The organism is Paenarthrobacter sp. NPDC089675 (assembly GCF_044749185.1).
In the GTDB taxonomy this organism is placed as follows: Bacteria; Actinomycetota; Actinomycetes; order Actinomycetales; family Micrococcaceae; genus Arthrobacter.
The window spans coordinates 158642-183102 of record NZ_JBIVHM010000004.1 but is presented as its reverse complement, the minus strand read 5'-3'; the positions used below and the strand labels follow the sequence as shown (position 1 = coordinate 183102).

Annotated in this window: 23 protein-coding genes; 10 read left to right on the top strand and 13 right to left on the bottom strand. The window is 64.1% G+C overall.

Features of this window, described 5'->3' with window-relative positions:
• Window positions 1-53: 53 nt before the first annotated feature.
• Window positions 54-1145 (bottom strand): YeiH family protein, encoded by a 1092-nt coding sequence (locus tag ACIPY2_RS10895; protein WP_400266399.1) that lies wholly within the window; start codon window positions 1143-1145, stop codon window positions 54-56.
• Window positions 1146-1246: 101 nt separating this feature from the next.
• Here ACIPY2_RS10895 and ACIPY2_RS10890 point away from each other — a divergent pair, with 101 nt between their 5' ends.
• Window positions 1247-2146 (top strand): LysR family transcriptional regulator, encoded by a 900-nt coding sequence (locus ACIPY2_RS10890; protein WP_400266398.1) that lies wholly within the window; start codon window positions 1247-1249, stop codon window positions 2144-2146.
• Window positions 2147-2152: 6 nt separating this feature from the next.
• Here the strand turns inward: ACIPY2_RS10890 and ACIPY2_RS10885 are convergent, their stop codons facing one another.
• Both ACIPY2_RS10885 and ACIPY2_RS10880 read right to left on the bottom strand, forming a co-directional pair.
• Window positions 2153-2821, bottom strand: a complete 669-nt coding sequence (locus ACIPY2_RS10885; protein WP_400266397.1) for a response regulator — start codon at window positions 2819-2821, stop codon at window positions 2153-2155.
• Window positions 2818-4416, bottom strand: a complete 1599-nt coding sequence (locus ACIPY2_RS10880) for an ATP-binding protein (protein WP_400266396.1) — start codon at window positions 4414-4416, stop codon at window positions 2818-2820. The genes ACIPY2_RS10885 and ACIPY2_RS10880 overlap by 4 nt, the downstream gene beginning before the upstream one ends.
• Before the next feature lie 287 nt (window positions 4417-4703).
• Here ACIPY2_RS10880 and ACIPY2_RS10875 point away from each other — a divergent pair, with 287 nt between their 5' ends.
• The 5 genes from ACIPY2_RS10875 (at window position 4704) to ACIPY2_RS10855 (ending at window position 8772) form a co-directional block, all read left to right on the top strand.
• The gene (locus ACIPY2_RS10875; RefSeq protein ID WP_400266395.1) at window positions 4704-5711 is read left to right on the top strand and encodes a Bug family tripartite tricarboxylate transporter substrate binding protein; all 1008 of its coding nucleotides are present in this window, start codon (window positions 4704-4706) and stop codon (window positions 5709-5711) included.
• Window positions 5708-6211 (top strand): tripartite tricarboxylate transporter TctB family protein, encoded by a 504-nt coding sequence (locus tag ACIPY2_RS10870; protein WP_400266394.1) that lies wholly within the window; start codon window positions 5708-5710, stop codon window positions 6209-6211. The genes ACIPY2_RS10875 and ACIPY2_RS10870 overlap by 4 nt, the downstream gene beginning before the upstream one ends.
• Complete coding sequence (locus tag ACIPY2_RS10865; RefSeq protein ID WP_400266393.1) at window positions 6211-7749, top strand: tripartite tricarboxylate transporter permease; 1539 nt, start codon at window positions 6211-6213, stop codon at window positions 7747-7749. Before ACIPY2_RS10870 ends, ACIPY2_RS10865 begins: the two co-directional genes overlap by 1 nt.
• Window positions 7750-7772: 23 nt before the next feature.
• Window positions 7773-8165 carry a universal stress protein gene (locus ACIPY2_RS10860; RefSeq protein ID WP_400266392.1) on the top strand — a complete coding sequence of 131 codons (393 nt, stop codon included), beginning with the start codon at window positions 7773-7775 and terminating at the stop codon, window positions 8163-8165.
• 76 nt (window positions 8166-8241) lie between these two features.
• Window positions 8242-8772 (top strand): GNAT family N-acetyltransferase, encoded by a 531-nt coding sequence (locus ACIPY2_RS10855; protein WP_400266391.1) that lies wholly within the window; start codon window positions 8242-8244, stop codon window positions 8770-8772.
• A gap of 11 nt (window positions 8773-8783) precedes the next feature.
• Here ACIPY2_RS10855 and ACIPY2_RS10850 read toward each other — a convergent pair whose 3' ends face one another.
• Both ACIPY2_RS10850 and ACIPY2_RS10845 read right to left on the bottom strand, forming a co-directional pair.
• Entirely contained in the window at window positions 8784-10919 is a 2136-nt protein-coding gene (locus tag ACIPY2_RS10850; protein WP_400266390.1) for a glycogen debranching N-terminal domain-containing protein, read from the bottom strand.
• 49 nt (window positions 10920-10968) lie between these two features.
• Window positions 10969-12042 carry a glycosyltransferase family 4 protein gene (locus ACIPY2_RS10845; protein WP_400266389.1) on the bottom strand — a complete coding sequence of 358 codons (1074 nt, stop codon included), beginning with the start codon at window positions 12040-12042 and terminating at the stop codon, window positions 10969-10971.
• 130 nt (window positions 12043-12172) lie between these two features.
• Between ACIPY2_RS10845 and ACIPY2_RS10840 the strand changes: the two genes are divergently transcribed.
• Complete coding sequence (locus tag ACIPY2_RS10840; protein ID WP_400266388.1) at window positions 12173-12871, top strand: DsbA family oxidoreductase; 699 nt, start codon at window positions 12173-12175, stop codon at window positions 12869-12871.
• Between the two features lie 31 nt (window positions 12872-12902).
• Here ACIPY2_RS10840 and ACIPY2_RS10835 read toward each other — a convergent pair whose 3' ends face one another.
• From ACIPY2_RS10835 to ACIPY2_RS10815, 5 genes are all read right to left on the bottom strand, one after another.
• On the bottom strand, window positions 12903-14441 hold the full coding sequence (locus ACIPY2_RS10835) for an alpha-N-arabinofuranosidase (RefSeq protein WP_400266387.1): 1539 nt from the start codon (window positions 14439-14441) through the stop codon (window positions 12903-12905).
• A 40-nt stretch (window positions 14442-14481) separates the two neighbouring features.
• Complete coding sequence (locus ACIPY2_RS10830) at window positions 14482-15378, bottom strand: carbohydrate ABC transporter permease (RefSeq protein ID WP_400266386.1); 897 nt, start codon at window positions 15376-15378, stop codon at window positions 14482-14484.
• A 2-nt stretch (window positions 15379-15380) separates the two neighbouring features.
• The gene (locus ACIPY2_RS10825) at window positions 15381-16328 is read right to left on the bottom strand and encodes a carbohydrate ABC transporter permease (protein WP_400266385.1); all 948 of its coding nucleotides are present in this window, start codon (window positions 16326-16328) and stop codon (window positions 15381-15383) included.
• Between the two features lie 35 nt (window positions 16329-16363).
• On the bottom strand, window positions 16364-17698 hold the full coding sequence (locus ACIPY2_RS10820; RefSeq protein ID WP_400266384.1) for an extracellular solute-binding protein: 1335 nt from the start codon (window positions 17696-17698) through the stop codon (window positions 16364-16366).
• Window positions 17699-17896: 198 nt separating this feature from the next.
• The gene (locus ACIPY2_RS10815) at window positions 17897-18898 is read right to left on the bottom strand and encodes a LacI family DNA-binding transcriptional regulator (RefSeq protein ID WP_400266383.1); all 1002 of its coding nucleotides are present in this window, start codon (window positions 18896-18898) and stop codon (window positions 17897-17899) included.
• A 147-nt stretch (window positions 18899-19045) separates the two neighbouring features.
• Between ACIPY2_RS10815 and ACIPY2_RS10810 the strand changes: the two genes are divergently transcribed.
• A complete protein-coding gene (locus ACIPY2_RS10810; RefSeq protein WP_400266382.1) occupies window positions 19046-19741 on the top strand; it encodes a TetR/AcrR family transcriptional regulator in 696 nt (231 codons plus the stop codon).
• Here the strand turns inward: ACIPY2_RS10810 and ACIPY2_RS10805 are convergent.
• Entirely contained in the window at window positions 19738-20385 is a 648-nt protein-coding gene (locus ACIPY2_RS10805; protein ID WP_400266381.1) for a LytR C-terminal domain-containing protein, read from the bottom strand. The two genes, ACIPY2_RS10810 and ACIPY2_RS10805, sit on opposite strands and share 4 nt — an antisense overlap.
• A 22-nt stretch (window positions 20386-20407) precedes the next feature.
• Complete coding sequence (locus ACIPY2_RS10800; RefSeq protein WP_400266380.1) at window positions 20408-20707, bottom strand: type II toxin-antitoxin system VapB family antitoxin; 300 nt, start codon at window positions 20705-20707, stop codon at window positions 20408-20410.
• Between the two features lie 136 nt (window positions 20708-20843).
• Here ACIPY2_RS10800 and ACIPY2_RS10795 point away from each other — a divergent pair, with 136 nt between their 5' ends.
• Window positions 20844-21752, top strand: a complete 909-nt coding sequence (locus ACIPY2_RS10795) for a hypothetical protein (RefSeq protein ID WP_400266379.1) — start codon at window positions 20844-20846, stop codon at window positions 21750-21752.
• Between the two features lie 120 nt (window positions 21753-21872).
• On the top strand, window positions 21873-23390 hold the full coding sequence (locus ACIPY2_RS10790) for a stealth conserved region 3 domain-containing protein (protein WP_400266378.1): 1518 nt from the start codon (window positions 21873-21875) through the stop codon (window positions 23388-23390).
• Here ACIPY2_RS10790 and ACIPY2_RS10785 read toward each other — a convergent pair.
• Window positions 23368-24333: a phosphodiesterase gene (locus tag ACIPY2_RS10785; RefSeq protein WP_400266377.1), complete on the bottom strand. Its 966-nt coding sequence runs from the start codon at window positions 24331-24333 to the stop codon at window positions 23368-23370. The genes ACIPY2_RS10790 and ACIPY2_RS10785 overlap by 23 nt on opposite strands.
• Window positions 24334-24461: the final 128 nt, after the last annotated feature.

Below are 24461 nucleotides of genomic sequence, written 5' to 3'. Positions count from 1 at the left end.
TCCTGAGTTTGAGGCGCAGAGCGGGCCTCACAGCGGCAGCTCCTCGATGGTAGCTAAGCCATGAGCCAGGCAGCGCCCAGGCCGAGTGCTGCGATCAGCGCCCACGCGCACAAGGCCATGAGCAACGACCGTGGTCCGGCGTGCAGGAGTTCCCGCACCCGGACTGCGGAGCCGAGGCCAAACAGGGCCGCCCCCAACGCCACTTCCTGCAGCAGGCCGCCGAGATCCAAGATCACCGGCGGGGTCCATCCCAGGCTTCGAAGGACCATCATGCCCAGGAAGCCCAGCACGAAGAGCGGCACGATCGGCGGGAACTTGCCGGCGTCAGCCTGAGCCGCAGTGCGCACGTGACGGCGCCGCTCCCACAGTCCAGCCATGGCAACGATAGGTGCCAGCAGAACCACCCTGGTCAGCTTAATGACCACTGCAGCGCCCAGGGCCACAGCGCCGGCGGTCTGGGCTGCGGCCACCACCTGCCCCACGTCGTGCACCGACGCTCCCACCCACCGGCCGAACGTCACGGCATTCAGGCCCAGCGGATGCATAAGCAACGGCAAGGTGCCGATGGCCAGGGTCCCGCAGAGCGTCACCAGTGCAACGGGAAGCACGGTGTCCTGGTGCTTGGTTCCCCTGACTGCCGCCATGGCCCCGATGGCAGAGGCGCCACAAATAGAGAATCCGGTGGCGATCAGCAAAGGAGCATCGCCCGGAAGCTTGAAGAGCCTGCCCAAGGCATAGGTCCCGGCGAAGGAGAGCAAAACCACCGCGACAACCAGCCCGAACGCCCCCCAGCCCAGCGCAGCGATATCTCCCAGGCTGAGCTTCAGGCCCAGGAACACAATCCCTGTGCGCATCAGGTGCTTGCCGGCAAATCGAAGGCCGGGTTGCCACGCGCCACCCACCAGGCCGGACAGGCCGGGCACATTGGCCGAGACGATGCCCAGCACTACGGTCAGGGTCATCGCCGGAAGGGAGGGCAAGAGTGCGTGAACCGCGAATGCCAAAGCCACCGCAACGGAGCATGCTGCCAGGCCGGGCACCAAGGAGCGTGCGGCTTTGGAGGCCCGTCGGACGCGCTTGCCGGCGCCGGGCTCGGCCGCGCCGGATCCTTGTGCTGCGACGGTTCGCGTCCTGGCTGTGCTCATACTTCCACCATCCTCCCCCAACGCGGCTTGCGGTAGCCGCCCCTTGAGCCTCAACCCATGCTTAATTGACATGGGCAATGAAGCGCACATATCGTCCAAGCATGAGCAGCCGACCCGACCTGACCGCCCTCGAGATCCTCGTATTGGTGGCGGAGACGGGGTCGCTCGGCGCGGCCGCGCGCCGCATGGGCCTGGCCCAACCGAATGCCAGCCGCGCACTCGCACGCCTGGAACGGCAACTTGGCCTCACGTTGGTGGTGCGGACTCCTGCGGGTTCGCGGATGACCACCGAGGGCGAGGTTGTCACGGCCTGGGCACGCGAAGCCCTTGGCGCCATGGACCGAATGATCCTTGGCGCCCGTTCCCTGGTCGCGGAGCAGGCTGCACACCTGACAGTGGCGGCCAGCCTTACCATCGCCGAGTACCTGGCCCCGCGCTGGCTGGCCCGTTTCCGGAGGGCGCACGCGGACCTCCACGTCAGCCTGGCGGTCGGGAATTCCGGCGAGGTCCTTGAGCAGGTTGCTTCCCGCAAGGTTCCCCTGGGTTTCGTGGAGACGCCCGCACTGCCCGGAACTGTCGCTTCGACCACGGTGGCCCGCGACGAACTGGTTGTGGTGGTGGGAACCACCCATCCTTGGGCACGGCGGCGTGCCCCCGTTGAACCAAACGAACTGATTGCCGCCGACCTCGCCCTGCGGGAGGTCGGTTCCGGGACCCGCGACACCCTGGTCAAGGCCCTCGCACGCGCAGGAACCCCGCTCCTCGAAGCCCGTATGGAACTCGCCAGTACCGTGGCCGTAAAGGCCGCCGCAATCGAAGGTGCGGCCGTAGCGGTGTTGAGCGAGCTGGCCGTGACCGCGGAACTCGCCACGGGTCAACTCATCGCCGTTCCCGTCAGCGGCCTGGACCTTACGCGAGCGCTGCGTGCCGTGTGGCTGCCTGAGCGCAGGCCGGACGGCAGCGCTGCGGAATTGATCCGCATCGCCAAGGCCAGCAACTGATACGGCTCACCTCGCCTTGAGCACGTACCGCCGCTCGGGACGTCCGACGCCGTACTTCAGCTTGACGTCCAAGGCGCCGGCATCGTGGAGGTACTCAAGGTAGCGCCGGGCGCTCACCCGCGAGGTGCCCAATTGCTCGGCAACCTCTGCGGCGGACAAGTCGCCCGGTGCCGCCTTCAGGGTGGCTTGGACCAGTTCCAATGTCTCCACGCTGCAGCCTTTGGGTAACGAGCGGTCGGAAACGGCCAGGCCGAAGACCCTGTTGACGTCGGACTGCTCCGCTTCCGATTTACTTGCGTCCAGGCCGTGGTAGGCATTCAGGTAATGCTCCAGGCGTTCCTGCAGGTCGGCTTGGGAGAAAGGCTTGATGAGGTAGTGCACAATTCCGCCTCGGAGCGCCTTGCGTACGGTTTCCACCTCCCTGGCGGCACTGATCACCAGCACATCAAGGTCCGGGGCAACGTCGCGGAGCTTGTGCATGAGGTCCAGTCCGTTGGCGTCAGGCAGGTGTATGTCCAGCAGCACCAGGTCCGGCTGCAGCCGTTGCGTTTCCAGCAATGCCTGGGCGCCTGTGTGTGCCACCCCCAGGACCGCAAAGCCCGGAGTCCGCTGGATGAACCCTGCGTGCACCTTGGCCACCATGAAGTCGTCATCGACAATCAGGACCTTGATCATGGCAGCGTCGCCCCTTTCATGAACCGCGCGGCGAACACGGCGCCGTCGTCGTTTGAAACCGTCAATCCGCCGCCGGTGCGCCGGCAGATGACCCGGGAGATGGCCAAGCCAAAACCCCTGGCATCACCCGGCCCTTGGCCCTTCGTCGAAGAAGCCGACTCCTTCGTGGAAAAGCCCTGCTGGAAGATTTCTTCGGCAGCACCCTCGGGGACACCCGGTCCATTGTCCCGGACCGTGACCCTGACTTCGTCTCCCGTGTCCTCCACGAGCACGCTGACCGTCGCACCGGGAAGTCCGGTCACGGCGTCGAACGCGTTATCCACCAGGTTCCCCGCCACCGTGGTGAGGTCGCGCGAGAGTTCCTCGGGCACGCGGGGCAACGCGGACCGTGGATCGAGCCGGAGTTCGACTCCGCGTTCGGTGGCAAGGCTGGCTTTCGCGATCATCAAGGCTGCGAGCGCCGGGTCCTGGATCCTGCTGGTGACCTCATCGTTGAGCCTGGTCCGGTCCACCGTGGCTCCGTTGACGAACTGGATCACGGATTCGTACTCCTCCAACTGCAGCAGCCCGGAGATGACGTGGAGCTGGTTGGCGAATTCGTGGGCTTGGGCGCGCAAAGTGTTGGTGACCGTGCGGGTTGCCCCGAGCTCGCGCTCCAGGGATGACATCTCGGTCCGGTCCCTCAAGGTGGTGACCGAACCCATGTCCCGGCCATGTGACTTCAGCGCCACCCTGTTCATGACCACCAGCCTGTCCCCCACCAACACCAGTTGGTCCGGCTCCGGTTGTTCACGGGCGAGGACAACCTTCAGCGCGGGGTCGACGGGAAGGGTGCCGAGCCGCTTTCCAACACAGTCGTCCGGGAGGCCCAGGATCATGCGCGCACTTTGGTTGGCCACGGTGATCCGCTCGTGGGGATCCAGCGCGACCACGCCCTCTTTGAGGCCCTGGAGCATTGCTTCGCGGTTTTCCACGAGGCCGCTGATCTCCCGGGGTTCCATGCCGAGCGTTTGCCGTTTGACGCGGCGGGACATCAAAAGGGAGCCCGCGATACCCAGGACGCTGGCCACGCCGAGGTAAGTGAGGAGGTTGGGGGCGGCATCTCCCAGCCTTTCGAGGGTGGACGGAAAGTTTCGGCTGATGGACGCGATGCCAATCATTTTGCCCGAGTCGTCCAGGACCGGTACGTGGGCTGAGAGGACGGAACCGTTTCCACTGCCGAGCACCCCGGTCCAGGCCCGGCCCTCCATCACGCGGCTGTCGCCGAGTGGCAACGATTTGCCCAGAAGGTCGGGATCGGAGGCCGTGACTACCGTGCGGTCCAGTTTCGCGAGCGCCACCTGGGCAGATCCCGAGACTGTCCTTACCGATTCCGCTACTGCCGGAAGGGACGAACCGGCCCGGGGTTCCGCCGTCGGGAGCAGTTCCCGCACGGTGGGGTTGTTGCCGAGGGCCTCGGCGGCGGACAGGGCCCTGCGCCCTTCCGTGCGCTCGAAGCTCGCGGCCGATTCTGCGAGCGAGATTGCCGCGACGGCCACCAGGACTGCCAGCACGATCAGCAACTGCAGCACAAGGTATTGTCCTGCGAGGGACATGCCTCTTCTTCGAGTCAATGCCGGTCCTTTGAATGATTGTCCAGGTTGTCGAACGCTGCTGGGGTCCTCAATGCGTTCCCGGGCTGTCCGCGATGGAGTACGGGAACTATACCCCAGCGCGGGCTTTAAGCCGTGGGGAGCGTGAACGCAATGAACTTAAAGATCACTGCGAACACAAGAGTGATCCCCGTCACGGCTAGACCTAGCATCGACCGCAGGGCAGGAACCCCCAACGGAGCCTGCACAGAGATTCGACGAAGAATTTTCACACTGAGAAGAGGAACACCATGCGCCAGATCCGCGCATTGCGAATTGCCGCCGTTGCAGCCGGCATCGCCCTGATGGCCACCGGTTGCGGTGCCACCAGCAAGAGCTCGACAGGTTCGGAAAGCTCCGGCGCCGCCAAGCCCATCAGTGGGCTGCAGATCATGGTCCCCAATACTCCCGGTGGCGGCTATGACACCACAGCGAGGGCAGCGGCCAAGGTACTGGATGACGAGAAGATCACCAACAACACCGAGGTCTTCAACCTGGCCGGAGCAGGCGGCACGGTTGGCCTGGCACGCGTGGTCAATGAAAAGGGCAACGGCGATCTCGCCATGCTCATGGGCCTTGGCGTCGTTGGCGCCAGCTACACCAACAAGTCCGAGTCGAAGCTGACCCAAACCACCCCGCTGGCACGGCTGATCGAAGAACCCGGCGCCATCATGGTGGGCAAGGACTCCCCGTACAAGACCATCGACGACCTGGTGAAGGCCTGGAAGGCCAACCCCGGATCCATCTCCGTGGGTGGCGGTTCTTCGCCGGGTGGACCGGACCACCTCCTGCCCATGCAACTGGCAGGTGCCGTTGGCATTGACGCCACCAAGGTCAACTTCGTTTCCTACGACGGCGGCGGCGACCTGCTTCCCGCGATCCTCGGCAACAAGCTCGGCTTCGCGGCTTCCGGAGCCGGTGAATACCTGGAGCAGATCAAGTCCGGCGAGGTCCGGGTCCTTGCCACCAGTGGCGAAAAGCGGCTCGACGGCGTTGACGCTCCCACCCTCAAGGAGTCCAACATCGATCTCGTCTTCACCAACTGGCGCGGCATCGTAGCCCCTCCGGGCATCAGCGAGGACGACAAGAAGTCCCTGATCTCCGCGCTGGAAAAGATGCACCAGTCCGCAGGTTGGAAGGAAGCCCTGAAGACCCACAGCTGGACCGATGCCTTCATCACCGGTGACGAGTTCAAGACGTTCCTGACCGACCAGGACAAGCGGGTGGCAGACGTCCTCACCAAGCTTGGCCTGGCGTGAGCACTGCAGTAAAAGGCCTCAAGGGCCGCGCCGAGCTGGGGGTTTCCCTCCTGCTCGGCGCGGCCGGGGTCCTGGTCTTCCTGGACGCCAATGGCCTGGTAACCCCCTATTCGAAGTCGGATCCCGTAGGGCCCAAGACTGTCCCGTTTGTCGTTGCCGGACTCTTGGTGGTCTGCGCCGTGTTGCTGGCCATCAACGTCCTCCGCGGCGGCAAGGGTGAAGCGGAAGGCGGCGAGGACGTGGACCTGGCACATCCCGCCGACTGGAAGACCGTCCTGCCGTTGGCCGGAGCGTTCATCCTCAACATCCTGCTCATCGATTGGGCGGGCTGGGTCATCTCCGGAACCGTGCTCTTCTGGGGCAGTGTCCTGGCCCTTGGGAGCCGCCGCTACGTACGGGACGGCCTGATCGCCCTTGCGCTCTCGCTGCTCACCTTCTACGGCTTCTACCTCGGCCTCGGCATCGCCTTGCCGGCCGGGCTTCTGGAAGGAATCCTCTGATGGACGTCATGTCCTCCCTGATGGACGGCTTCGCCACCGCCCTGACCCCCATGAACCTCCTGTACGCCATGATCGGCGTGCTCCTTGGCACAGCGGTCGGCGTGCTCCCCGGCCTGGGTCCGGCCATGACCGTGGCCCTGCTGCTCCCCGTTACCTACGCCCTTGAACCCACCAGCGCGTTCATCATGTTCGCCGGCATCTACTACGGCGGCATGTACGGCGGTTCCACTACCTCGATCCTGCTCAACACTCCCGGCGAATCGTCATCAGTGGTGACGGCGATCGAGGGCAACAAGATGGCGAAGGCCGGGCGCGCCGCCCAGGCCCTGGCAACTGCCGCCATCGGATCCTTCGTTGCCGGAACCATCGGCACCGCCTTGCTGGCAGTGTTCGCCCCGATCGTGGTCAAGTTCGCCGTCAGCCTGGGCGCGCCCAGCTACTTCGCGATCATGGTCCTGGCCCTCTTGGCAGTCACCGCCGTTTTGGGTTCGTCCCGCCTCCGAGGCTTCGCTTCGCTGGCCCTTGGCCTGGCGATCGGCTTGGTGGGAATGGACTCGGTGACCGGGCAGCGCCGCTTGACGTTCGGTCAGCCACTGCTGGCGGATGGCCTGGACATCGTGGTGGTTGCCGTGGCGATCTTCGCCGTCGGCGAAGCCCTCTGGGTCGCCGCCCACCTCCGCCGTTCTCCCATGCACATCATCCCCGTGGGACAGCCGTGGATGGGTAAGAAGGACTGGGGCCGCTCCTGGAAGCCATGGCTGCGCGGCACCGCATTGGGCTTCCCCTTCGGTGCACTGCCCGCAGGCGGGGCCGAGATCCCCACATTCCTCTCCTACGTCACGGAGAAGCGGCTCTCCAAGCACCCGGAGGAATTCGGCCACGGCGCCATCGAAGGCGTAGCCGGCCCTGAAGCTGCCAACAACGCAGCCGCCGCAGGAACACTGACCCCCATGCTGGCCCTCGGCCTGCCCACCAACGCGACTGCCGCCGTCATGCTCGCGGCCTTCACCAGCTACGGCATCCAGCCGGGGCCGCAGTTGTTCTCCAGCCAGGGACCACTGGTTTGGGCCCTCATCGCGAGCCTGTTCATCGGAAACCTGCTGCTCCTGCTCGTCAACCTTCCGTTGGCTCCGGTCTGGGCGAAGCTCCTGCAACTCCCCCGGCCGTACCTTTACGCAGGCATCCTGTTCTTCGCCACCCTCGGCGCGTACTCGGTCAACCTGCAAGCCTTCGACCTGGTGATCCTGCTGGTCCTCGGCGCCCTGGGCTTCATGATGCGGCGGTTCGGGCTTCCCGTACTCCCGTTGATCCTGGGCGTGATCCTCGGCCCACGCATCGAAGGCCAACTCCGCAAGACACTGCAGCTCTCCGCCGGCGACCCCGCGGGACTGTTCAGTGAGCCGATCGCGATTGTGGTTTACATCATCGTGGCGATCGTGCTGGCGTGGCCTTTCGCCTACAAGCTCATCAAACCCAAGCGCCAAGCCAAAGACCCGCTGCTCCCCGCCAACTCCGGCGCCGGCGACTACAGCGCCTGAAACCCCGCAAACAGGAGAACCCCATGACCATTGTGGTGGGATACGTCCCCACGCCCGAGGGCGAGGCCGCGCTGACGCAGGCCATCGCCGAGGCCAAAAAGAGCAACAACCACCTGCTCGTCATCAACTCTTCCAAGGGCGATGCCCTGGTGGACAACCGCTACGCCCAGGAGCCGGACATCCAGACCGTGGAGGACCGCTTGGCCCAGGAAGGGATCCAGCACACCATCACCCAGCCGGTCCGCGGACACGACGCCGCTGCCGAGGTACTGGACGCAGCCGACGAGCACAACGCGGACCTCATCGTGATCGGTCTGCGCCGCAGGAGCCCGGTGGGCAAGCTCATCATGGGCAGCGTCTCCCAGCGGATCCTGTTGGAGGCCGACTGCCCCGTGCTGGCAGTCAAGGCCGGCTAGGAGTTTGCGCACGGTAAATGCCCCTAAGATGCGTTCTTGGGGGCATTTTCCGCATTCGATTCAAAGGGGGACCCACATGGTGGAAACCATCCGCACCGCAACAGCACACGACGCCGGGAAGCTGGCTGAGCTCGCGGCCGCCACCTTCCCGCTGGCGTGCCCGCCGGGGGCCTCGCCGGAGGACATCCAGGCCCACCTTGAACGCACCCTCAGCGAGGCCAACTTTGTGGAGTACCTCGCCGATGCGAACATCACCATCCTGGTGCTCGACGACGGCGGGCAGCTGAACGGCTACACGATGCTGATTGCCAAACCGGCAAGCGACCCGGACGTCGCCGCTGTGCTGTCCGCGCTGCCCTCAACTGAGCTCAGCAAGTGCTACGTCCACCCGGACCATCACGGCCAGGGTGCAGCTTCAAGGCTGATGACTGCCTCGCTCGCCCACGCGGCGGACAAGGGAGCAGCCGGCGTCTGGCTGGGTGTCAACAGCGAGAACGCCAAGGCCATCCGGTTCTACGGGAAGTCCGGATTTGAACGAGTGGGCACCAAGTCCTTCAAGCTCGGTGACTCCGTTGAGCACGACTTCGTCATGGAGCACACCCTCTAGCAAAAGGTGCCTCAGCCGAAAAGGTCACCGGCCAGCGGGGGCCGAGGGTCGTCGCGCAACTGCAGGCCTTCCGGCAGCCCGCTGACAGTTCCCGTCGAACCGGAAGCCCGCACAGTCAGCCGGGAACTCCCCAGCAGCACATTTTCAGCCGTGAATTCCCCGAACGACTCGGGCAGGATAGGCGCCAGGTGCAGGACGTCCCGGGTGAAGTCCGGATCGAACCGCAGCAGGATCCTGGCGAGCTGGACGGGAGCCGCGGCCGCCCACGCCTGCGGGGAACACGCCGTCGGATACGGGACGGGCTCCGGAAAGTCTCCGCGGTCAAAGCCGCAGAACAACTCGGGAAGCTGACCGCCAAAGTGCTGGGCGGCGTCGAACAATCCACTGGCAACCCGGCTGGCCTCCTCCACAAAGCCGTACCGCATGAGGCCGGTGGCCGCGAGCGCGGTGTCGTGCGGCCACACAGAGCCGTTGTGGTAGCTGACCGGATTGTAGGCGCCCATGTCGGAGCCAAGGGTGCGGATGCCCCACCCGGTGAACATCTCGGGCGACATCAGCCGCTCGGCAACCAGCGGTGCCTTGTCCTCGTCCACGATGCCCACCCACAGGCAGTGGCCCATATTGGACGTACAGGAGTCCACGGGCTTCTTGTCCTTATCCAGCGCCAGGGCAAAGTAGCCCTTGTCCGGCAGCCAGAATGTCTTGTTGAAGGCCTCCTTCAGCTCTTCGGCGCGGTCAGCGCAGCGGCGTTCGACGGCGGTATCCCCCGCTGCACGGGCCAACAGGGACCGGCCCACGTAGGCCGCGTAGGCGTAGGCCTGGACTTCGCAGAGCGCGATCGGGGCCTCCGCCATCCGGCCGTCAGCAAAGTTGATCCCGTCCCACGAGTCCTTCCAGCCCTGGTTCACCAGCCCGTGCTCGTTGGGCCGCTTGTATTCGATGAACCCGTCGCCGTCGCGGTCGCCGTATTTTTCCATCCACTCAATGGCGCGGTCCGCGTGCGGCAGGAGGGATTCGATGATGTCCTCCCCGAGCCCCCAACGGCTCAGCTCGCCCAAGGTGGAGACGAAGAGCGGAGTGGCATCGGCGGTGCCGTAGTACGCCGTGCCGCCCAAGGAGAGCCCGGCGGCGATCCCCAGCCTGACCTCGTGCGGCATGCGCCCCGGTTCTTCTTCCGAGTCGATATCCACCTTGCTGCCCTGGAGGCCGGCCAGGGTCTGGAGGGTCCCGGCAGCCAGGCTCGGATCGATCATGAGGGACATGTAGGAAGCCAGGAGTGAGTCCCTGCCGAACAGGGCCATGAACCAGGGCGCTCCGGCGGCAACCGCGGCCCGGCCGGGATGTTCGTCGTCGAAAATCCGGAGGGAGCCAAGGTCACGCTGGCTCTGGTCAAGCACGTCGGTGACGTTGGCATCGGTAACCGTGATGCGGGGAACGTGTTCTTCCCACTGGATCTGCCGGCGGGCGCCCGTGCTGTGCTGGAGGGGCGTTCCCGGGGTGAAGCGGTCCTCCGGTGCTTCGCCGTTGACCAGCGGCAGGGCGATGACGGTGGTGGACCAGTGCTCACGGGCAGGGATGGTGACGTTGAAGGTCAGCCCTTCCTCGGTGACTTTCGCCTCCGCCGCCTGGAACAGCACCCCGCGTTGCTGCCCGCTGGAGTGCAGGGAGTCGATGTAGAGTCCGTCTTCCCGCGCCGCCCGGATGGTTTCTTCCGCGGTTCCCACCCTGCCGCCCTTGACGTCGAAGAGGTCGGAAAGGTCGGCGTCCAGGAGCAGTTCAATGGTGCAGGTTGACGGCGTGCCGGAATAGTTGGTGATGGTGATGTCATCACGTACGCCGGAGCCGATGCTGCGCTGGTGCCGGACCAGCAAGGGGCTTTCGAATCGCCCGTCCTCGGTGCAGGCGCGGCCCACGAATTCAGCTTGGAAGGCGGCAGGGTTCCTGGCAACCAGTGGCTCGCGCGGCTCGCCGTTGATGCGGAGAACCCACCGCGACACAATACGGGTGTCCTGGTAGTAGGCCCCCTGGGAACCGCCGCCGTGGACGTCACCGGAGTGCGCCGATATGCAAAAGGAAGAACCTTCGACGACGGTCACTGCCCCGAGCTCGGACGCGCCGGCTTCGGTGTCTGCATTCCAGGCTGTCATCAGCAGCGGGCTCCTTCAGGGTTGGGCTTCGGGGGCCCGGCTACCTCGTCTACCGGCCCTGTCTCTGATTCTCTTGCACGTACGCGCCGCCCGGAACCCCCTTGCTGCTGAATTGTTGGATGACGCGTGAATAAAGGTCCAGATGGTCCGCAGCCATGCGACCGGCACTGAAGTACTCTTCAACGGCACGCCTGCAGCCGACCCGGTCCAGGTTCGCGGCTGCTTTGACGAAGCCGGCAAGTTCCTCCGGACCGCCCAGGAAGCCGGTCTTCCCGTGCCTGACGATTTCCGGTGCGGCGCCCATCGGAGTGGCCACCACGGGCGTTCCCGTCGCCAGCGATTCGATCATCACCAGCCCGAACGGTTCGGGCCACTGGATGGGGTTGATCAGTGCAATGGCACCACCCATGAGTTGGTACTTCTCCGGATCGGAGAGTTCACCCAGGTACTCTTCGTTCGGGCCGAGTGCCGGTTGGACCACTTCCTTGTAGAACCGCACCTCGTCCTTCGCGTGCATCTTGGCCGCGATCTTCAGTGGGACATCGGCCTGCCGGGCTATATCAACCGCTTCCATGAGGCCCTTGTCCGCGCACATGCGCCCCACAAAGCACGCGTACCCGCCGTCGCCCGTTCCGGGGGAAACTGTGGACAAATCGAGCCCATGGTGGATGACCGCGGCAATCCTGAGCCCCGGCACGATCGATCTCTGGTTGTGGGAGATCGACACGATGGCGGTGTCCTGAGCCATCGCCCGGTACAGCTCAACCGATTGTGCCGTCAGCTGGTTATGGATGGTGGTGACCACTGGAATGTCCGGCGGCCGGTGGGCATAGAGCGGGCCGGCGAGCGTATGGTCGTGGATGACGTCCACTCCACCCATCCCGCGGTAGGCCTTGATGACGTGGTTGAGTTCGCTGAGTGTCTCGCCGAGCTCACCGGGCCGGCTGGGGCCGAGTCCTTTCACCTGGGGTACCGGACAGGAGCTGTCCGATGCCGCGGCCAAAAGGACGTCATGCCCCGCATCGGACAATGCCCGGGCCAGGGCATCCACAACGCGTTCGGTTCCGCCATAGCGTTCCGGCGGGACGGTGAACCAGGGTCCAACAATGAGTCCAATGCGCATTCCGGGCCTCCGCGCATAACCCCCCGTGAGGTGGGCTGGCTTCATAACCCTCCTCAAGGCTATTCGCGCAGTGAGGAAAATAACAGCTTGCATCCGGAATGCTGCCGTGCATATCCGGGTTGACGGAATCATGAAGATTGAGATCTGGTCCGACGTCGCCTGCCCGTGGTGCTACATCGGCAAGCGCCGCTTTGAAACCGCCCTGGCACAGTTCCCGCACCACGAATCCGTGGATGTTCAGTGGAAGAGCTACCAGCTGGATCCCTCCGTCCCCGAGCACTACGACGGCACGGAGCTGGACTACCTGAGCAAGCGCAAGGGTATGGCTCCGGAGCAGGTCAAGCAGATGTTTGCCCACGTTACGGACACTGCCAAGGGCGAGGGTCTGGATTACCACTTCGACAAGGTGGTGGTTGCCAACAGCTTCACCGCCCACCGCCTCATTCACCTCGCTGCCACCCACGGGAAGCAGGACGCCGCAAAGGAGCAGCTGCTCAGCGACCACTTTGAGCACGGCAAGGACATCGGCAACCAGGAGTACCTGCGCGCACTCGGTGTTTCCCTGGGCGTTCCTGCCGAGGAAGTGGATGAGCTCTTCAGCACGGACAAGTTCACCGAAGAAGTGAACCGGGACATCAACGAGGCCCGCGCCATCGGCGTGACCGGCGTACCGTTCTTCGTCATCGACCGCAAATACGGCATCTCCGGCGCCCAGCCGGCCGAGCTCTTCAGCCAAGCCCTCAACCAGGCGTGGCAGGAAGCCAATCCGCTCATTCCCGTGGGCGCCTCCGACGCCGAGGCCTGCGGCCCGGACGGCTGCGCGATCTAAGTAGCCCCCGCCGTCGTGCTTTAACCCGCCGCTAGGCTTTGGCGACCTCAAGCTCGATGACGGCCCAAGACAACGCGGGCAGCGTCAGGCGCAGCTCCGAGCCGGTGGCCTTGACGTTCTCCAGGGGCTTCAAACCCACCCGGTCCTGCTGTTCCTGGCTGTTGATCGTGAAGCGGTCTCCGCCGTCGGGAATTTCAAGGACCTCGGCGCGCACCACCTGCCGGGCGTCGAACCCGCGCAGTGCGGTCTCGACGTCGGCCGCTTCATCCAAGCCGCGGTTCGCGAAGAACAAGGCGACCCGCCCGGTTTCCTCGTTCCACGTGGCGCTGACATCCACGAGGTCGGTGTCCCCGAAACGGTCGTTAGAGTACTTGTCCGAATCCACCGCGAGCCGCAGGATCTGGCCCTTGGCGAGCTCGGCCATCCGCGCGAACGGGTGGAAGATGGTCTGCTTCCACGCAGGCCCGTTCTCCTCCGAAAGGATCGGCGCGATCACGTTGACCAGCTGTGCCTGGTTGGCAATCTTGACCCTGTCGCCGTGCCGGAGCAACGAATTGAGCAGCGTTCCAACCACCACGGCATCGGTGACGTTGTATTTGTCCTCGATGACCCGCGGGTGCTCGCGCCACGGACCCTTGACGATGTTGCGCAGCTGGTCCTCGGTATCCCGGCCGCGCTGGTACCAGACGTTCCACTCGTCGAAGGACAGGTTGATGTGCTTCTTGTGCTTTCCCTTGGCCCGGACGGCGTCCGCTGTGGCAATGACCGACTCGATGAAGAAATCGGTATCGACGGCGGAAGCCAGGAAGCTTCCGACGTCGCCTTCTTCCTCGAAGTAGTAGGCGTGGAGGGAAACGTAGTCCACCTCGTCATAGGTGTGGGTGAGGACGGTCTGTTCCCATTCGCCGAACGTGGGCATCGCGGATTTCGAGCTGCCGCATGCCACGAGTTCAATGGACGGATCCACGTAACGCATGGCCTTGGCAGCTTCCTGGGCCAGGCGGCCGTATTCATCGGCCGTCTTGTGCCCGATCTGCCACGGCCCGTCCATCTCGTTGCCCAGGCACCAGAGCTTGATGTCGAACGGATCCTTGTGGCCGTTCTTCGCCCTGAGGTCCGACCAGTACGTGCCTGAAGGATGGTTGGAGTACTCAACAATGGCGCGGGCTTCTTCGACGCCCTTGGTGCCCAGGTTGATCGCCTCCATGATCTCCGTGCCGGCCTGCCGGGACCAGTCGACGAATTCATGCAAGCCAAAAGCGTTGGTCTCCACGGTGTGCCACGCGCCATCGAGGCGGCGGGGCCTGCTTTCCCGCGGGCCGATCCCGTCCTCCCAGTTGTAGCCGGAGACGAAGTTGCCGCCCGGGTAGCGGATGACGGTGGCGCCGAGTTCCTTGACGAGCTTGAGGACATCCTGGCGGAAGCCGTGCTCGTCTGCTTCGGGGTGTCCGGGTTCGTAGATTCCGGTGTAGACGCAGCGGCCCATGTGCTCCACGAAGGAGCCGAAGAGGCGGTGGGGTACTTCTCCGACCGTGAAGTCGCGGTCGAGGGTGATGCGTGCGCGGGACATGGTTCTCCTTAAGTTTGTGATGGCTGAAAAGCTGCGGGTCTCAGGTGCCGGCAAGCCCGGTGGTGGAAATGCCCTTGATGATCTGGCGCTGGAAGAAGAGGAAGACGACGATCAGCGGCAGCGCGGCCAGCAGTGCCGACGCCATGTTCTGCGCATACTGCACGCCATACGCGCTCTTGATGGTCTGCAGGCCCACGGGAAGGGTCAGAAGGCCGTCGTCGTTGGTGGAGATGAACGGCCACAGGAAGTTGTTCCACGCACCGATGAACACAAAGATTGCGACGGCGGCCAGGATCGGCCGGGACAACGGCAGGATAATCTGCACAAAAATCCTGAGCCTGCTTGCCCCGTCCATCACCGCCGCTTCCTCGAGTTCATGCGGAATCTGGTCGAAGAACCTCTTGAGCACAAACACCATGGCGGGGTGGATCACCTGCGGCAGCACGATGGCCCACGGCGTATCGATCATCTTGAACGCGAGCATCTGGTAGAAGAGCGGGATCATGAGCACCGGCGGCGGCACGATGATGCTGGCGATGATGGCCGTCATCAGCACCTTCTTGCCCTTGAACTCGATCCGGGACAACGCATAGGCCACCAGGGCGGAGATCACCAGGGTGATGAGGGTGATGGCCGCCGAGGTGTAGAGCGAGTTCCACGTCCAGAGCGGGATGTTGCCGGCCTGGAACACGCTGGCGAAGGCATCGAACGTAAAGCCCGACGGCGGGAACCAGCTGACCTTCGACGCTGAGGCGTCCGCTTCGGACTTGAAGGCGGTGACAGTCGCCCAGGCGAAAGGAACCAACCAGAGAACGGCCAGGACGGCGGCCACCACGACGGCGACGACCTTGCCCGCAGTCAGTTTCTTGCGCGGCTTGCGGATAACCTGGCCGGAACCGGTGCTCGGGATGGAACGGGTGAGGGTTGTAGTTGCCATGGCTATGCGCTCCTGCGACGGGTGACGACGAACTGCAGGGCGGAAACCAGCACGATCAGTCCGAAGAAAATGTAGGAGATGGCTGCGGAGTATCCCAGCCGGTATCCGGTGAACCCGGTTTCGAAGATGTACTGGACCACCGGACGGGTGGATCCACCCGGGCCGCCGGAGGTCATCTGGTAGATCTGGTCAAACACCTTCAGCGAGGCGAGGATCTGAAGCAGAACGATCATCACCGTGGTGGGGGTGAGCTGCGGCAGCGTGATGGAGAAGAACTGCCGCCATGCACCGGCACCGTCAAGCGATGCCGCTTCGTAGTGTTGGGCGGGGATGTTTTGCATGGCTGCCAGGTAGAGCAGGAAGTTGAACCCTACCGTCCACCAAAGCGTCGCGATCACGATTGACCACATGGCCACATTGGGATCGTTGAGCCACCCGATCTTCGGGATGCCGAACTTGGACAGGAAATCGTTGATCAGGCCAAGCTGCGGGTTATACATCCAGACGAAGAACAATGAGACGACCGTGGAAGCCAGCAGGAACGGGGCAAAGTACGAAAGCCTGAAGAGCCACTGGGCCGGAAGGCCGATGTTCAACAGTGCAGCCATGACCAGTGCAATCAGCACCAGCGGCACCGTGCTGATCACCGTGAAATAGAGGGTGTTGCCCAGGGAACGCCACATTCCGGCGTCGGCAAAGGCTTCGGAATAGTTGGAAAAACCGATGAGTGCGTCGTTGGCGCCGGTGAGGGACTTTCCTGTCAGGCTCATGTAGAAGCCATACAGGATGGGCCAAACGAGGAAGACCAGGAAGAACACGAGGAACGGGGCCGCGAAGGCCCAACCGCTCACGTTGTCCCTGCTCCTGCGCAGGGTGGGGCCGGCCTTGATGCCGGGTGCAGTTGGTGTCCGTGCTTGGCGGGTCTGCCGGGACACAGTAGAGGAACTCATGAAGGACTCCTTTGTCGCTCGGTGTGTGGTGCCGGTCAGACCGGGTTGGGACGGGATAGGAGGTCATTGGTGCGGGCCACGAACCCGTCCCACCCGTCCTGCGCCTTGCTGCGTCCCAGAAGTACGTTCTGGATGAACTCGGCGAAATAGTTCTGCCAGTCCGAGCCGGATCCACTGAACCAGGCCTCGGGGTCGTAAGCGATGATGTCCGCCGCGTTGGCGTAGTGGACTTGCGGGGTGAGCTCCTTATAGGCCTGTGACTGCACCACTGGCTGGTACGCGGGGATGTGGCCCGCCTCGGCCCACGACAACGAACCTTTGAGGATGTCGCTGACGAACTTGTAGGTGTCCCTGCGCTTTTCCTCATCGACCGCGAGCTGCCGTGGGAGGACGAACGAGTGCGAATCGGCGTAGGAAGCGGGGGTCCCGTAGAGAGTGGGAATGGTGAGCGCATCAACGGGCAGCTTTGCCTTCTTCATGGTGGGCAGTTCCCAACCGCCACTGAAAAGCATTCCCGAGTCACCCCGGACGAACTCCGCGATGCCCGTGTTGATGTCGTTGCCCTTCGCCGCGATGGTGTCGTCGAACAGGGAGGCCATGAACTCCAGCGACTCGATGGCAGCGTCCCGGTCCGCTTGCATGGCTTGCCCCGGAGTCACAACGATCTCGGCCCCGTGCTGCTTGTAGAGCGTGTAGAACAGACGCCACATCTGTGCGCCGAGGTTCAGGTAGCCGAAAGACAAGCCGTGGGATTTGGTGACCTTTTGCATCTCCAGCGCCACGGCCTTGAACTCCGCCGGTGAGCTCACATCGCGCAATTGGCCATTGCTTTCCAACAGCCCGGCCTTGCCCGCGATATCGGTGTTGTAGAACATGATGAAGGGGTGGGAATCCAGTGCCAGGGAGAACACTTTTCCGTTTTGTTGGCTCTTTTCCCAGATGCGCGGAGCAAAATTCTCCGGCGTGATGCCGTGCTCCGCCAGCAGGCCCAGGTCCCAGGGCTCGATGAGGCCTCCGGGGGCATATCCGGGCACGCGGCTTGCGTGCATGATGGCCACTTCCGGCGGCCGTCCGCCTGCTGACGCCATGGCGAGCTTGGTGTAGTAGGGCGCACCCCAGGCCAGCACCGTGGGGTGGACTTTGAAGCCCGGATTGGCGCTGTTGGCGTTGGCGATCATGGCCTGCATCTTGGTGCCGTCTCCACCGGAGAGGAGATGCCAGAAGTTGATGGTGGGCACCGATGCCGCTCCGGCGGGTCCGCCACAAGCCGTGAGGCCGGAGGCCAGAAGGCCGCCGCCAAGCAGCGCCGAGCCCGTCAATAGCTGTCTCCGGGACAAACTTCTCCCGGTCAAGGATTCAAACTGCTTCACCCGTCACTCCTTTGGAAGGGTCCGCTGAAAGGTCAATGCTTCGTCGCACATTCCGGTTCCGGTGCATCCCGTACCCGGGTAAAGGGTGGCCCGACGGTGACGCAGGTCTCACATTACAACGATGTAATGAACAGAGCAAGAGACAATTGTTAGCGCAAACATTTTTCAAAGATCCACTCACATCAACGGCGGGAGTTCCTAACTCCCGGTACTGGCCCGCTCCACGATCGCGTACCCCAGCTGGACGACCTGTTGTGGCCGCCCCCGGTTGGCCATGCGCTCCGTCAGCAAACGGATCGCTTCGGATGCGATCGCGCGCTTGTCGAAGGACACCGTGGTGAGTGGCGGTACGGCAAAGCGCCCGTCGGCGATGTCGTCGAACCCGGCCACGGCAACGTCATCCGGCACGCGCAAGCCGCGCTTCCACAATTCGTTAAGGGCACCCAGCGCCAGAGAGTCCGTGAAACAGAACAAGGCCTCCGGGACGGGATGCGCGTCCAAATACTCGCCCAGCGCCGAGGCAGCCGATTCTGTCGTCCACTTTTCGCAGCGGATCAAGAGGTCGTCGTCCACGGGGATGCCCAGCGATTCCAGGGCGGCTTCATAGCCGGCGGCCCGGTGGATGGCTGTGGACGAATGCCGGCCCCGGTTGACTCCCAGCGCGGCTATCCGTCTGCGCCCGGGCCTGGCCAATGCGAGGGTGATATCACGGGCCGCGCCGAAACTGTCCACGTAGACCCGGTCCGCCAGGTGCTGGGTCACTTCGCCCAGCAGCACCACTGGCGGCAGGGATACCCCCACCTTTACTGCACTCTCGTCCAGCACCACCGGGTTGAGGATCAGGCCATCGATCAGTTGGGCCCTGGCGCGGGTCATCAACTCCTGCTCCCGGTGCGGGTCGGAGCCGGTTTCCTCGATCTGGACGTTCCAACCTTTCCCGTGGGCCACCTCCACGATGTGGTGTGCAAGCTCGGCGGAGAAAGGAGTAGCAAGGTCGGGCAGCGCCAATCCGATCACGCCCGAGCGACCGTTCCGCAGCCCACGGGCTGACAGATTGGGAACGTAGTCGAGTTCCAGCATGGCCTGTTCAACCCGCAGGCGCGTCGATTCACTAACCGGCACGATCCCGTTCATGACGTTCGAGACGGTTTTCGGCGAAACCCCAGCACGACGCGCTACATCCTTGACCGTTGCCCGCAACAGTCCCCCTCACCCTTTTGTGGACCATTGATATTCCCCCGATGCTACGCGAGTAGCATTCCAAAAACCCCGGATTTGAACGGCCGCCAAGCACCACACGCGCGCAAACCGGCGCAATTTGCTGACAGATCACGGTAAAGTGTCTATATGCCAAGGATCACGGCCGCCACGAATGCTGCCCAACGCGCCGAGACCCAACGACGGATCCTGACTGCCTTCGGGGAGCTCCTGTTCACCCATGGCCTACCGGGGCTCACCATGACCGACGTCGCACGGCACGCAGGCGTGGGCCGCACGGCTGTCTACAACTACTACGCAGACATGGAACAGCTCCTCATCGCGTACGCCCTGGATGAGACAGAGCGGTTCATCGTGGATCTCCGCGAATCCCTGGCCGCCTTGGAAAACCCCGTGGACCGCCTCGCGCTATACGTCCGTGCGCAGGTGGAGGACCTTAGCCGCCGGCACCTGCCTCCCGGGCCCGCCATGGCAGCTGTCCTCTCCCCCGGCTCCTTCGCGAAGCTCGCCGACCACGTGGGCGAGCTCAACGTCCTGCTGGAGGACATACTCAACGACGGCGTCCGCCAGGGCTACCTTCCGGACATTGATGTAGCGCAGTTGGCACGGCTCATCCACGGAACGCTTTCCGCCAGTGCCGCCCGACGCAACCGGACGCCCGACGGCGACGCTCCGGTCCCGGCGCCGCTCGCCGACGTCGAAAGCGCCACAGCCCAAACGGTGCGGTTTATCCAGCTGGGTGCCGGAGCACAATTCGATGCCACCGGCCGGCCGGTCCGCGGCGGTACGGTCCGTAACGGGGCGAGCGACGCACTCGCCGGTTAGTTCCCGGACGGGTTGGTGGGGATCACCGGCCACTTGGCATTATCGGCAATCCGTAGATCCTCACGGGGGCAGCTGAGCTTTCCGGGAGTTTGATCCACAAGCTCCGGCGCCACCAGTCCCTCGTAACCCGGCGTGAGGACGACGTCCACCGACTCGTCCTCACGGTTGTCCTGGTAGTAGTCCGTCCCGGCAAGGTTCCGCTGGACGTTGAAGGCTGCCGCCTGGCCCTTGACACCGGAAATGACGACGCCGACGCCCGAGTAGGCGGTATTGCTGTTGTCCACTGAACCCATCTTGTAGCCCCGCGCCGCGAACTGATCCGCCACGGTGCGGGCCAGCCCGCCGCGGGATGTGGCATTGAAGACGTTCAGTGTCACGGTGGTGTTGGGGACGTAGTCGAAGGTGGTGGTGGGGCAAAGGCTTGCGGGCGCCTTGCTGGCAACGGCAACAGGGACCTTGATGACGCCGTTCATGACCGCCCACGCCCCCACGGCGCCGGCTGCAATCACCCCCACCAGGAGGACCAGGACGATCGCGTGGAAGACCCGCCGCCCGAACCCGCTTCCCTTGGCTTCTTCGTCTTCGGCGAACGTCGCGCGAAGCTCGTCCCCGGTCACCACATGGTGGCCGTGCAGCTGCGTCACATCCTTGGGACGCCGCCCTTGCTTAGCCATCGATAACCAATACGCGTGCGTGGATCGCTGTCCTCTGGTGCAGGGCGGTCCGGACGGCCCTGTGCAGCCCGTCTTCCAGGTACATCACGCCCTGGTACTCCACCACGTGCGGGAACAAGTCACCAAAGAACGTGGAATCCTCGGCCAGCAACGCCTCCAGGTCCAGGGTCCGTTTGGTGGTTACCAGCTCATCAAGCCTTACCGGGCGTGGCGGGAGGGCTGCCCAGTCACGCGGTGCAGTGTATCCATGGTCAGGGTACGGGCGTCCCTCGCCCACAGCTTTGAAGATCACCCTGCAAGCCTATGGAAGTTCCTGCGCTAACGGAACTTGTGAGCCCCGGCACAGGCAGGTTGTAGCCAAACGGTGACTATCCTTCGCCGTGCGTCACAGCTGTGGAGCAGGCCGCCGGGACTGACAGAATGGTGGCATGACTGAACCGATCCCAGGCACTGCCCGGAAAGCCCCGGCGCTCGCGCTCCTGCTCGACGTCGATGGCCCCATCGCCAGCCCTGTTACCCGGGACGTCAAACCGGACATCATCGCCGACCTGGTGGCACTGGCCTCGGCAGGAATCCCGGTGATCTTCAATACCGGGCGTTCGGATGCCTTCATCGCCGAGCAGGTCATGCAGCCCATGATCGCCGCGGGAATGCCTGCCGATACCGTGGTCCATGCCATTTGCGAGAAAGGCGCAGTCTGGTTCAGCTACACGGCCGCAGGCCCGGGGCCCATCCACGTTGACCATGAACTCGCCGTGCCCAAAGCCTACGGAGACGATATCCGGAGGCTGGTCGCGGAGGACTACTCGTCGCACATGTTCTTTGACGAAACCAAGCGGGCCATGGTGTCCGTGGAGCAGCACCTGGACGTAGCCAGCGAGGACTACCTTGCGGAGCAGAAGCTCTTCGACGCCGACGCCCTGGACATCATGAACCGGCACGGCCTGAACGCAGCCCTCCTGGACCACCACGCGCCGGAATCCGACGACACGGCGGACTACCGGCTGGATCCCACCATCATCTCCACGGACATCGAGTCGGTTCGGCTCGGCAAGGACCTCGGAGCCAGCCGTGCCGTGGAATTGCTGGCGGCGCAAGGTATCACCCCTGTTTCGTGGCGCACCGTGGGTGATTCCCGGACCGACTACGCCATGGCAGACTGGCTCCACCATAACGACCATGACGTCAAACACGTGGATGTCCGCCCGGCCGACGGCGTCCCCGTGAAGCCCTACACCATCCTGACCGCCACCGACCTTGGGCTGGCGGACGACGTCATCCACAACGATTCAGGCGGAGCCTTCCTCCGCAGCTGGCGCGAGGCCCTCGCCATCTAGCCGGCCACCCCCCCGCATCCAAAACCCGGAAGATCACGGAGAACAGCCATCACTCAAGTACAGGTCGATCAGGTTTACCACGGCAGCCCCACCGTTGAAGAGGACGCGATCACCGAAGCGGTGTCACCCGCCGTCGTCGCCCACCTCAAACACAGGCCCGACGTCGTGCGTCACCGCGGGCGGTACGCGCTGCTTAACCAGGACCTCACGCCGCAGCAGGCCATGGTGGCGGACCTGCTGGCCGTACGTGGCGCCCTGGACGAGGCCGGCGTCGATTTCATCCTGGTGCGCGGCAACGACGAGAGGCCCGTAATCGCCGTCGACTGGGAATCGCGCAAATCCGTACGCGACGCCCTGGTGAAAGCGTTTAAGAACGAGCCGTTCTACTCCATGACCGTGGACGCCAAGAAGAAGACCTCTGTGCTGGTGGCTGACGGCGAGCTTTCGGCCAACCGCAAGTCCCGCATCTTCCGCCTGTATCGTCCCCGGGTGGAGACCGAAGGCGGCCTTTGGTACGGACCGGCATTGGGTGTGCAGCTGGAATTGTGGCGGTTCGACGGGGACCGGCTGGAGCTGCCCGTGGAGAACTCCCTGACGCGCCGGACGTTGTTGCGGCAGGATGCCGTCCGTGGTTCGGTGCAACGTCACGGCTTGGAGTGGCCCACCATCGAGAACATGTTCGCGGACCACGCCAGCGACATCGACTTCGACGTCGACATCGTCTTTTCGTGGGTGGACGGTACCGATCCGGCCTACATCGCGGCACGGCGTGCACAGCAAGCGGACGCCGTGCTCGGTGAAGGTGACGACAACGAGGCCCGCTACCGGCAGATCAACGAGCTCAAGTACGCCCTGCGCTCGGTGCATATGTTCGCGCCCTGGATCCGCCGGATCTTCATCGCCACGGACTCCCCTGCTCCGTCATGGTTGGCGGAGCACCCCAAGGTGACCATTGTCCGCAGCGAGGAGTTCTTCGCCGATCCCTCGGTGCTGCCGACCCACAATTCACAGGCCGTCGAATGCCAGCTCCACCACATCGACGGGCTCTCGGAGCACTTCCTCTACTCCAATGACGACATGTTCTTTGGCCGTCCCGTAGGCCCGGACATGTTCTTCACCCCGGGCGGGATCACCAAGTTCATCGAAGCGAACACGAGGATCGGTCTGGGCGAAAACGACGCCGAACGCAGCGGTTTCGAAAACGCTGCCAGGGTTAACCGGAAGCTGCTGTGGGAGCGCTTCGGCCGGATCACCACCCGGCACCTTGAGCACACCGCGGCTCCCATCCGCCGGAGCGTAGTGGCGCAGATGGAGCAGGAGTTCCCGGCCGAGTTCGCAAAGACCGCGGCCAGCCGTTTCCGCGCCGCCGACAACATCTCCGTGACAAACTCGTTCTACCACTACTACGCCCTCCTCACCGGACGGGCGGTTACGCAGGAGAACGCCAAGGTCCGCTACGTCGATACCACCATGTGGTCAGGCCTGCACTACCTGCCCAAGCTGCTGGCCAAGCGCAACATGGACCTGTTCTGCCTCAACGACGGCAGCTTCCCGGAGGTCCACGCCGACGAACGCGCGGCACTGGTCACGGACTTCCTCGAAAAGTATTTCCCGGTCAAGGCACCCTGGGAGAAGTAGCCCCCTGGGGAGGGACCGTAACGCGGGGCTTGCTGGTCCTGCTGGTCCGGGAGTGCTTGGGGATGGTGATGCCGGCCGCGGCGAGCCGCCGCTGGACCTCCTCGGCGTCCGCAGGCTCGCCCACGGTCACTCCGCCGGACATCGGCACTACCGAGTGCACAATCGTGTGTTCGTACACGTGGACCATGTTGTAGGACTGCGCACCGTCCCGCCCACGCTGGCCTCCTGCACGGACGCCCAGGTCCTGCGTGTAGCAGGTCGCGGAGGCCACCGAGACGGGGATGCCGGCAAAGCTCGCCGTCGTTGAGTAATGCAGGTGACCGCCAAGGATGCTGCGGACGTCCGTATTGCGTACGACGGCGGCAAGCTCGGACTGGCCACGCAGCTCCACCAACACGGCGAGGTCCTGCACGCAAGGCACCGGCGGGTGATGCAGGGCGAGGATGGTTCCGTCCGGGGCCGGCGTGGAGAGCTCGCCCGCGAGCCACTCCAATTGGTCCTCGGACAGTTCGCCATGATGGTAGCCCGGCACCGTGGTGTCCAGGGTAATGATCCGCAGCCCGTTGACGAAGTAGCTGCGGTCCACGGGGTCCTCAGGCCGGCTCTTCTCAGAGGCATCGGTGAAGGCGGAGCGGAAGTTGGCCCGGTTGTCGTGGTTCCCCATGGCCCAGATGGCCTTGGCTCCGAGGGCCTCGCAGACCGGTTCGATCATGTCCCGGAGGCGTTTGTATGCCTCCAGCTCGCCTTTGTCCGCGAGGTCTCCGGTGAAGATGATGGCTTCGGGCTTGAGCCTGGAAGCGACGATCTGGTCGCAGATCTCCTGCAACCTCGCAGAGCTGTCTACGGATCCGTACAGCGTGCCGGGCCCTTCGACCAGGTGAAGATCACTCAGGTGCAACAGCACGTGACCTGGTTTCGGGTACTCGGCCTCGATGAGCTCCATAGCTGCCTTAGCGTTTAGTGGGAGACGGCGCCTCCCGTGTCAACCCCAGTAGGACCAATCCAACCAGACAGAAAGCCAACAACCGGCTAACTCCCGGCGGAATGTTGGAAAATTACCTTCCTCCTTCC

Bases quoted from the DNA above. Each gene is read 5' to 3' on its own strand.
- ACIPY2_RS10810 (WP_400266382.1), top strand. From the start codon at position 19,046: ATGCCAAGGATCACGGCCGCCACGAATGCTGCCCAACGCGCCGAGACC.
- ACIPY2_RS10865 (WP_400266393.1), top strand. From the start codon at position 6,211: ATGGACGTCATGTCCTCCCTGATGGACGGCTTCGCCACCGCCCTGACC.
- ACIPY2_RS10840 (WP_400266388.1), top strand. From the start codon at position 12,173: ATGAAGATTGAGATCTGGTCCGACGTCGCCTGCCCGTGGTGCTACATC.
- ACIPY2_RS10875 (WP_400266395.1), top strand. From the start codon at position 4,704: ATGCGCCAGATCCGCGCATTGCGAATTGCCGCCGTTGCAGCCGGCATC.
- ACIPY2_RS10880 (WP_400266396.1), bottom strand. From the start codon at position 4,416: ATGTCCCTCGCAGGACAATACCTTGTGCTGCAGTTGCTGATCGTGCTG.
- ACIPY2_RS10860 (WP_400266392.1), top strand. From the start codon at position 7,773: ATGACCATTGTGGTGGGATACGTCCCCACGCCCGAGGGCGAGGCCGCG.
- ACIPY2_RS10895 (WP_400266399.1), bottom strand. From the start codon at position 1,145: ATGAGCACAGCCAGGACGCGAACCGTCGCAGCACAAGGATCCGGCGCG.
- ACIPY2_RS10785 (WP_400266377.1), bottom strand. From the start codon at position 24,333: ATGGAGCTCATCGAGGCCGAGTACCCGAAACCAGGTCACGTGCTGTTG.
- ACIPY2_RS10885 (WP_400266397.1), bottom strand. From the start codon at position 2,821: ATGATCAAGGTCCTGATTGTCGATGACGACTTCATGGTGGCCAAGGTG.
- ACIPY2_RS10830 (WP_400266386.1), bottom strand. From the start codon at position 15,378: ATGGCAACTACAACCCTCACCCGTTCCATCCCGAGCACCGGTTCCGGC.
- ACIPY2_RS10890 (WP_400266398.1), top strand. From the start codon at position 1,247: ATGAGCAGCCGACCCGACCTGACCGCCCTCGAGATCCTCGTATTGGTG.
- ACIPY2_RS10855 (WP_400266391.1), top strand. From the start codon at position 8,242: ATGGTGGAAACCATCCGCACCGCAACAGCACACGACGCCGGGAAGCTG.
- ACIPY2_RS10845 (WP_400266389.1), bottom strand. From the start codon at position 12,042: ATGCGCATTGGACTCATTGTTGGACCCTGGTTCACCGTCCCGCCGGAA.
- ACIPY2_RS10835 (WP_400266387.1), bottom strand. From the start codon at position 14,441: ATGTCCCGCGCACGCATCACCCTCGACCGCGACTTCACGGTCGGAGAA.
- ACIPY2_RS10825 (WP_400266385.1), bottom strand. From the start codon at position 16,328: ATGAGTTCCTCTACTGTGTCCCGGCAGACCCGCCAAGCACGGACACCA.
- ACIPY2_RS10795 (WP_400266379.1), top strand. From the start codon at position 20,844: ATGACTGAACCGATCCCAGGCACTGCCCGGAAAGCCCCGGCGCTCGCG.
- ACIPY2_RS10850 (WP_400266390.1), bottom strand. From the start codon at position 10,919: ATGACAGCCTGGAATGCAGACACCGAAGCCGGCGCGTCCGAGCTCGGG.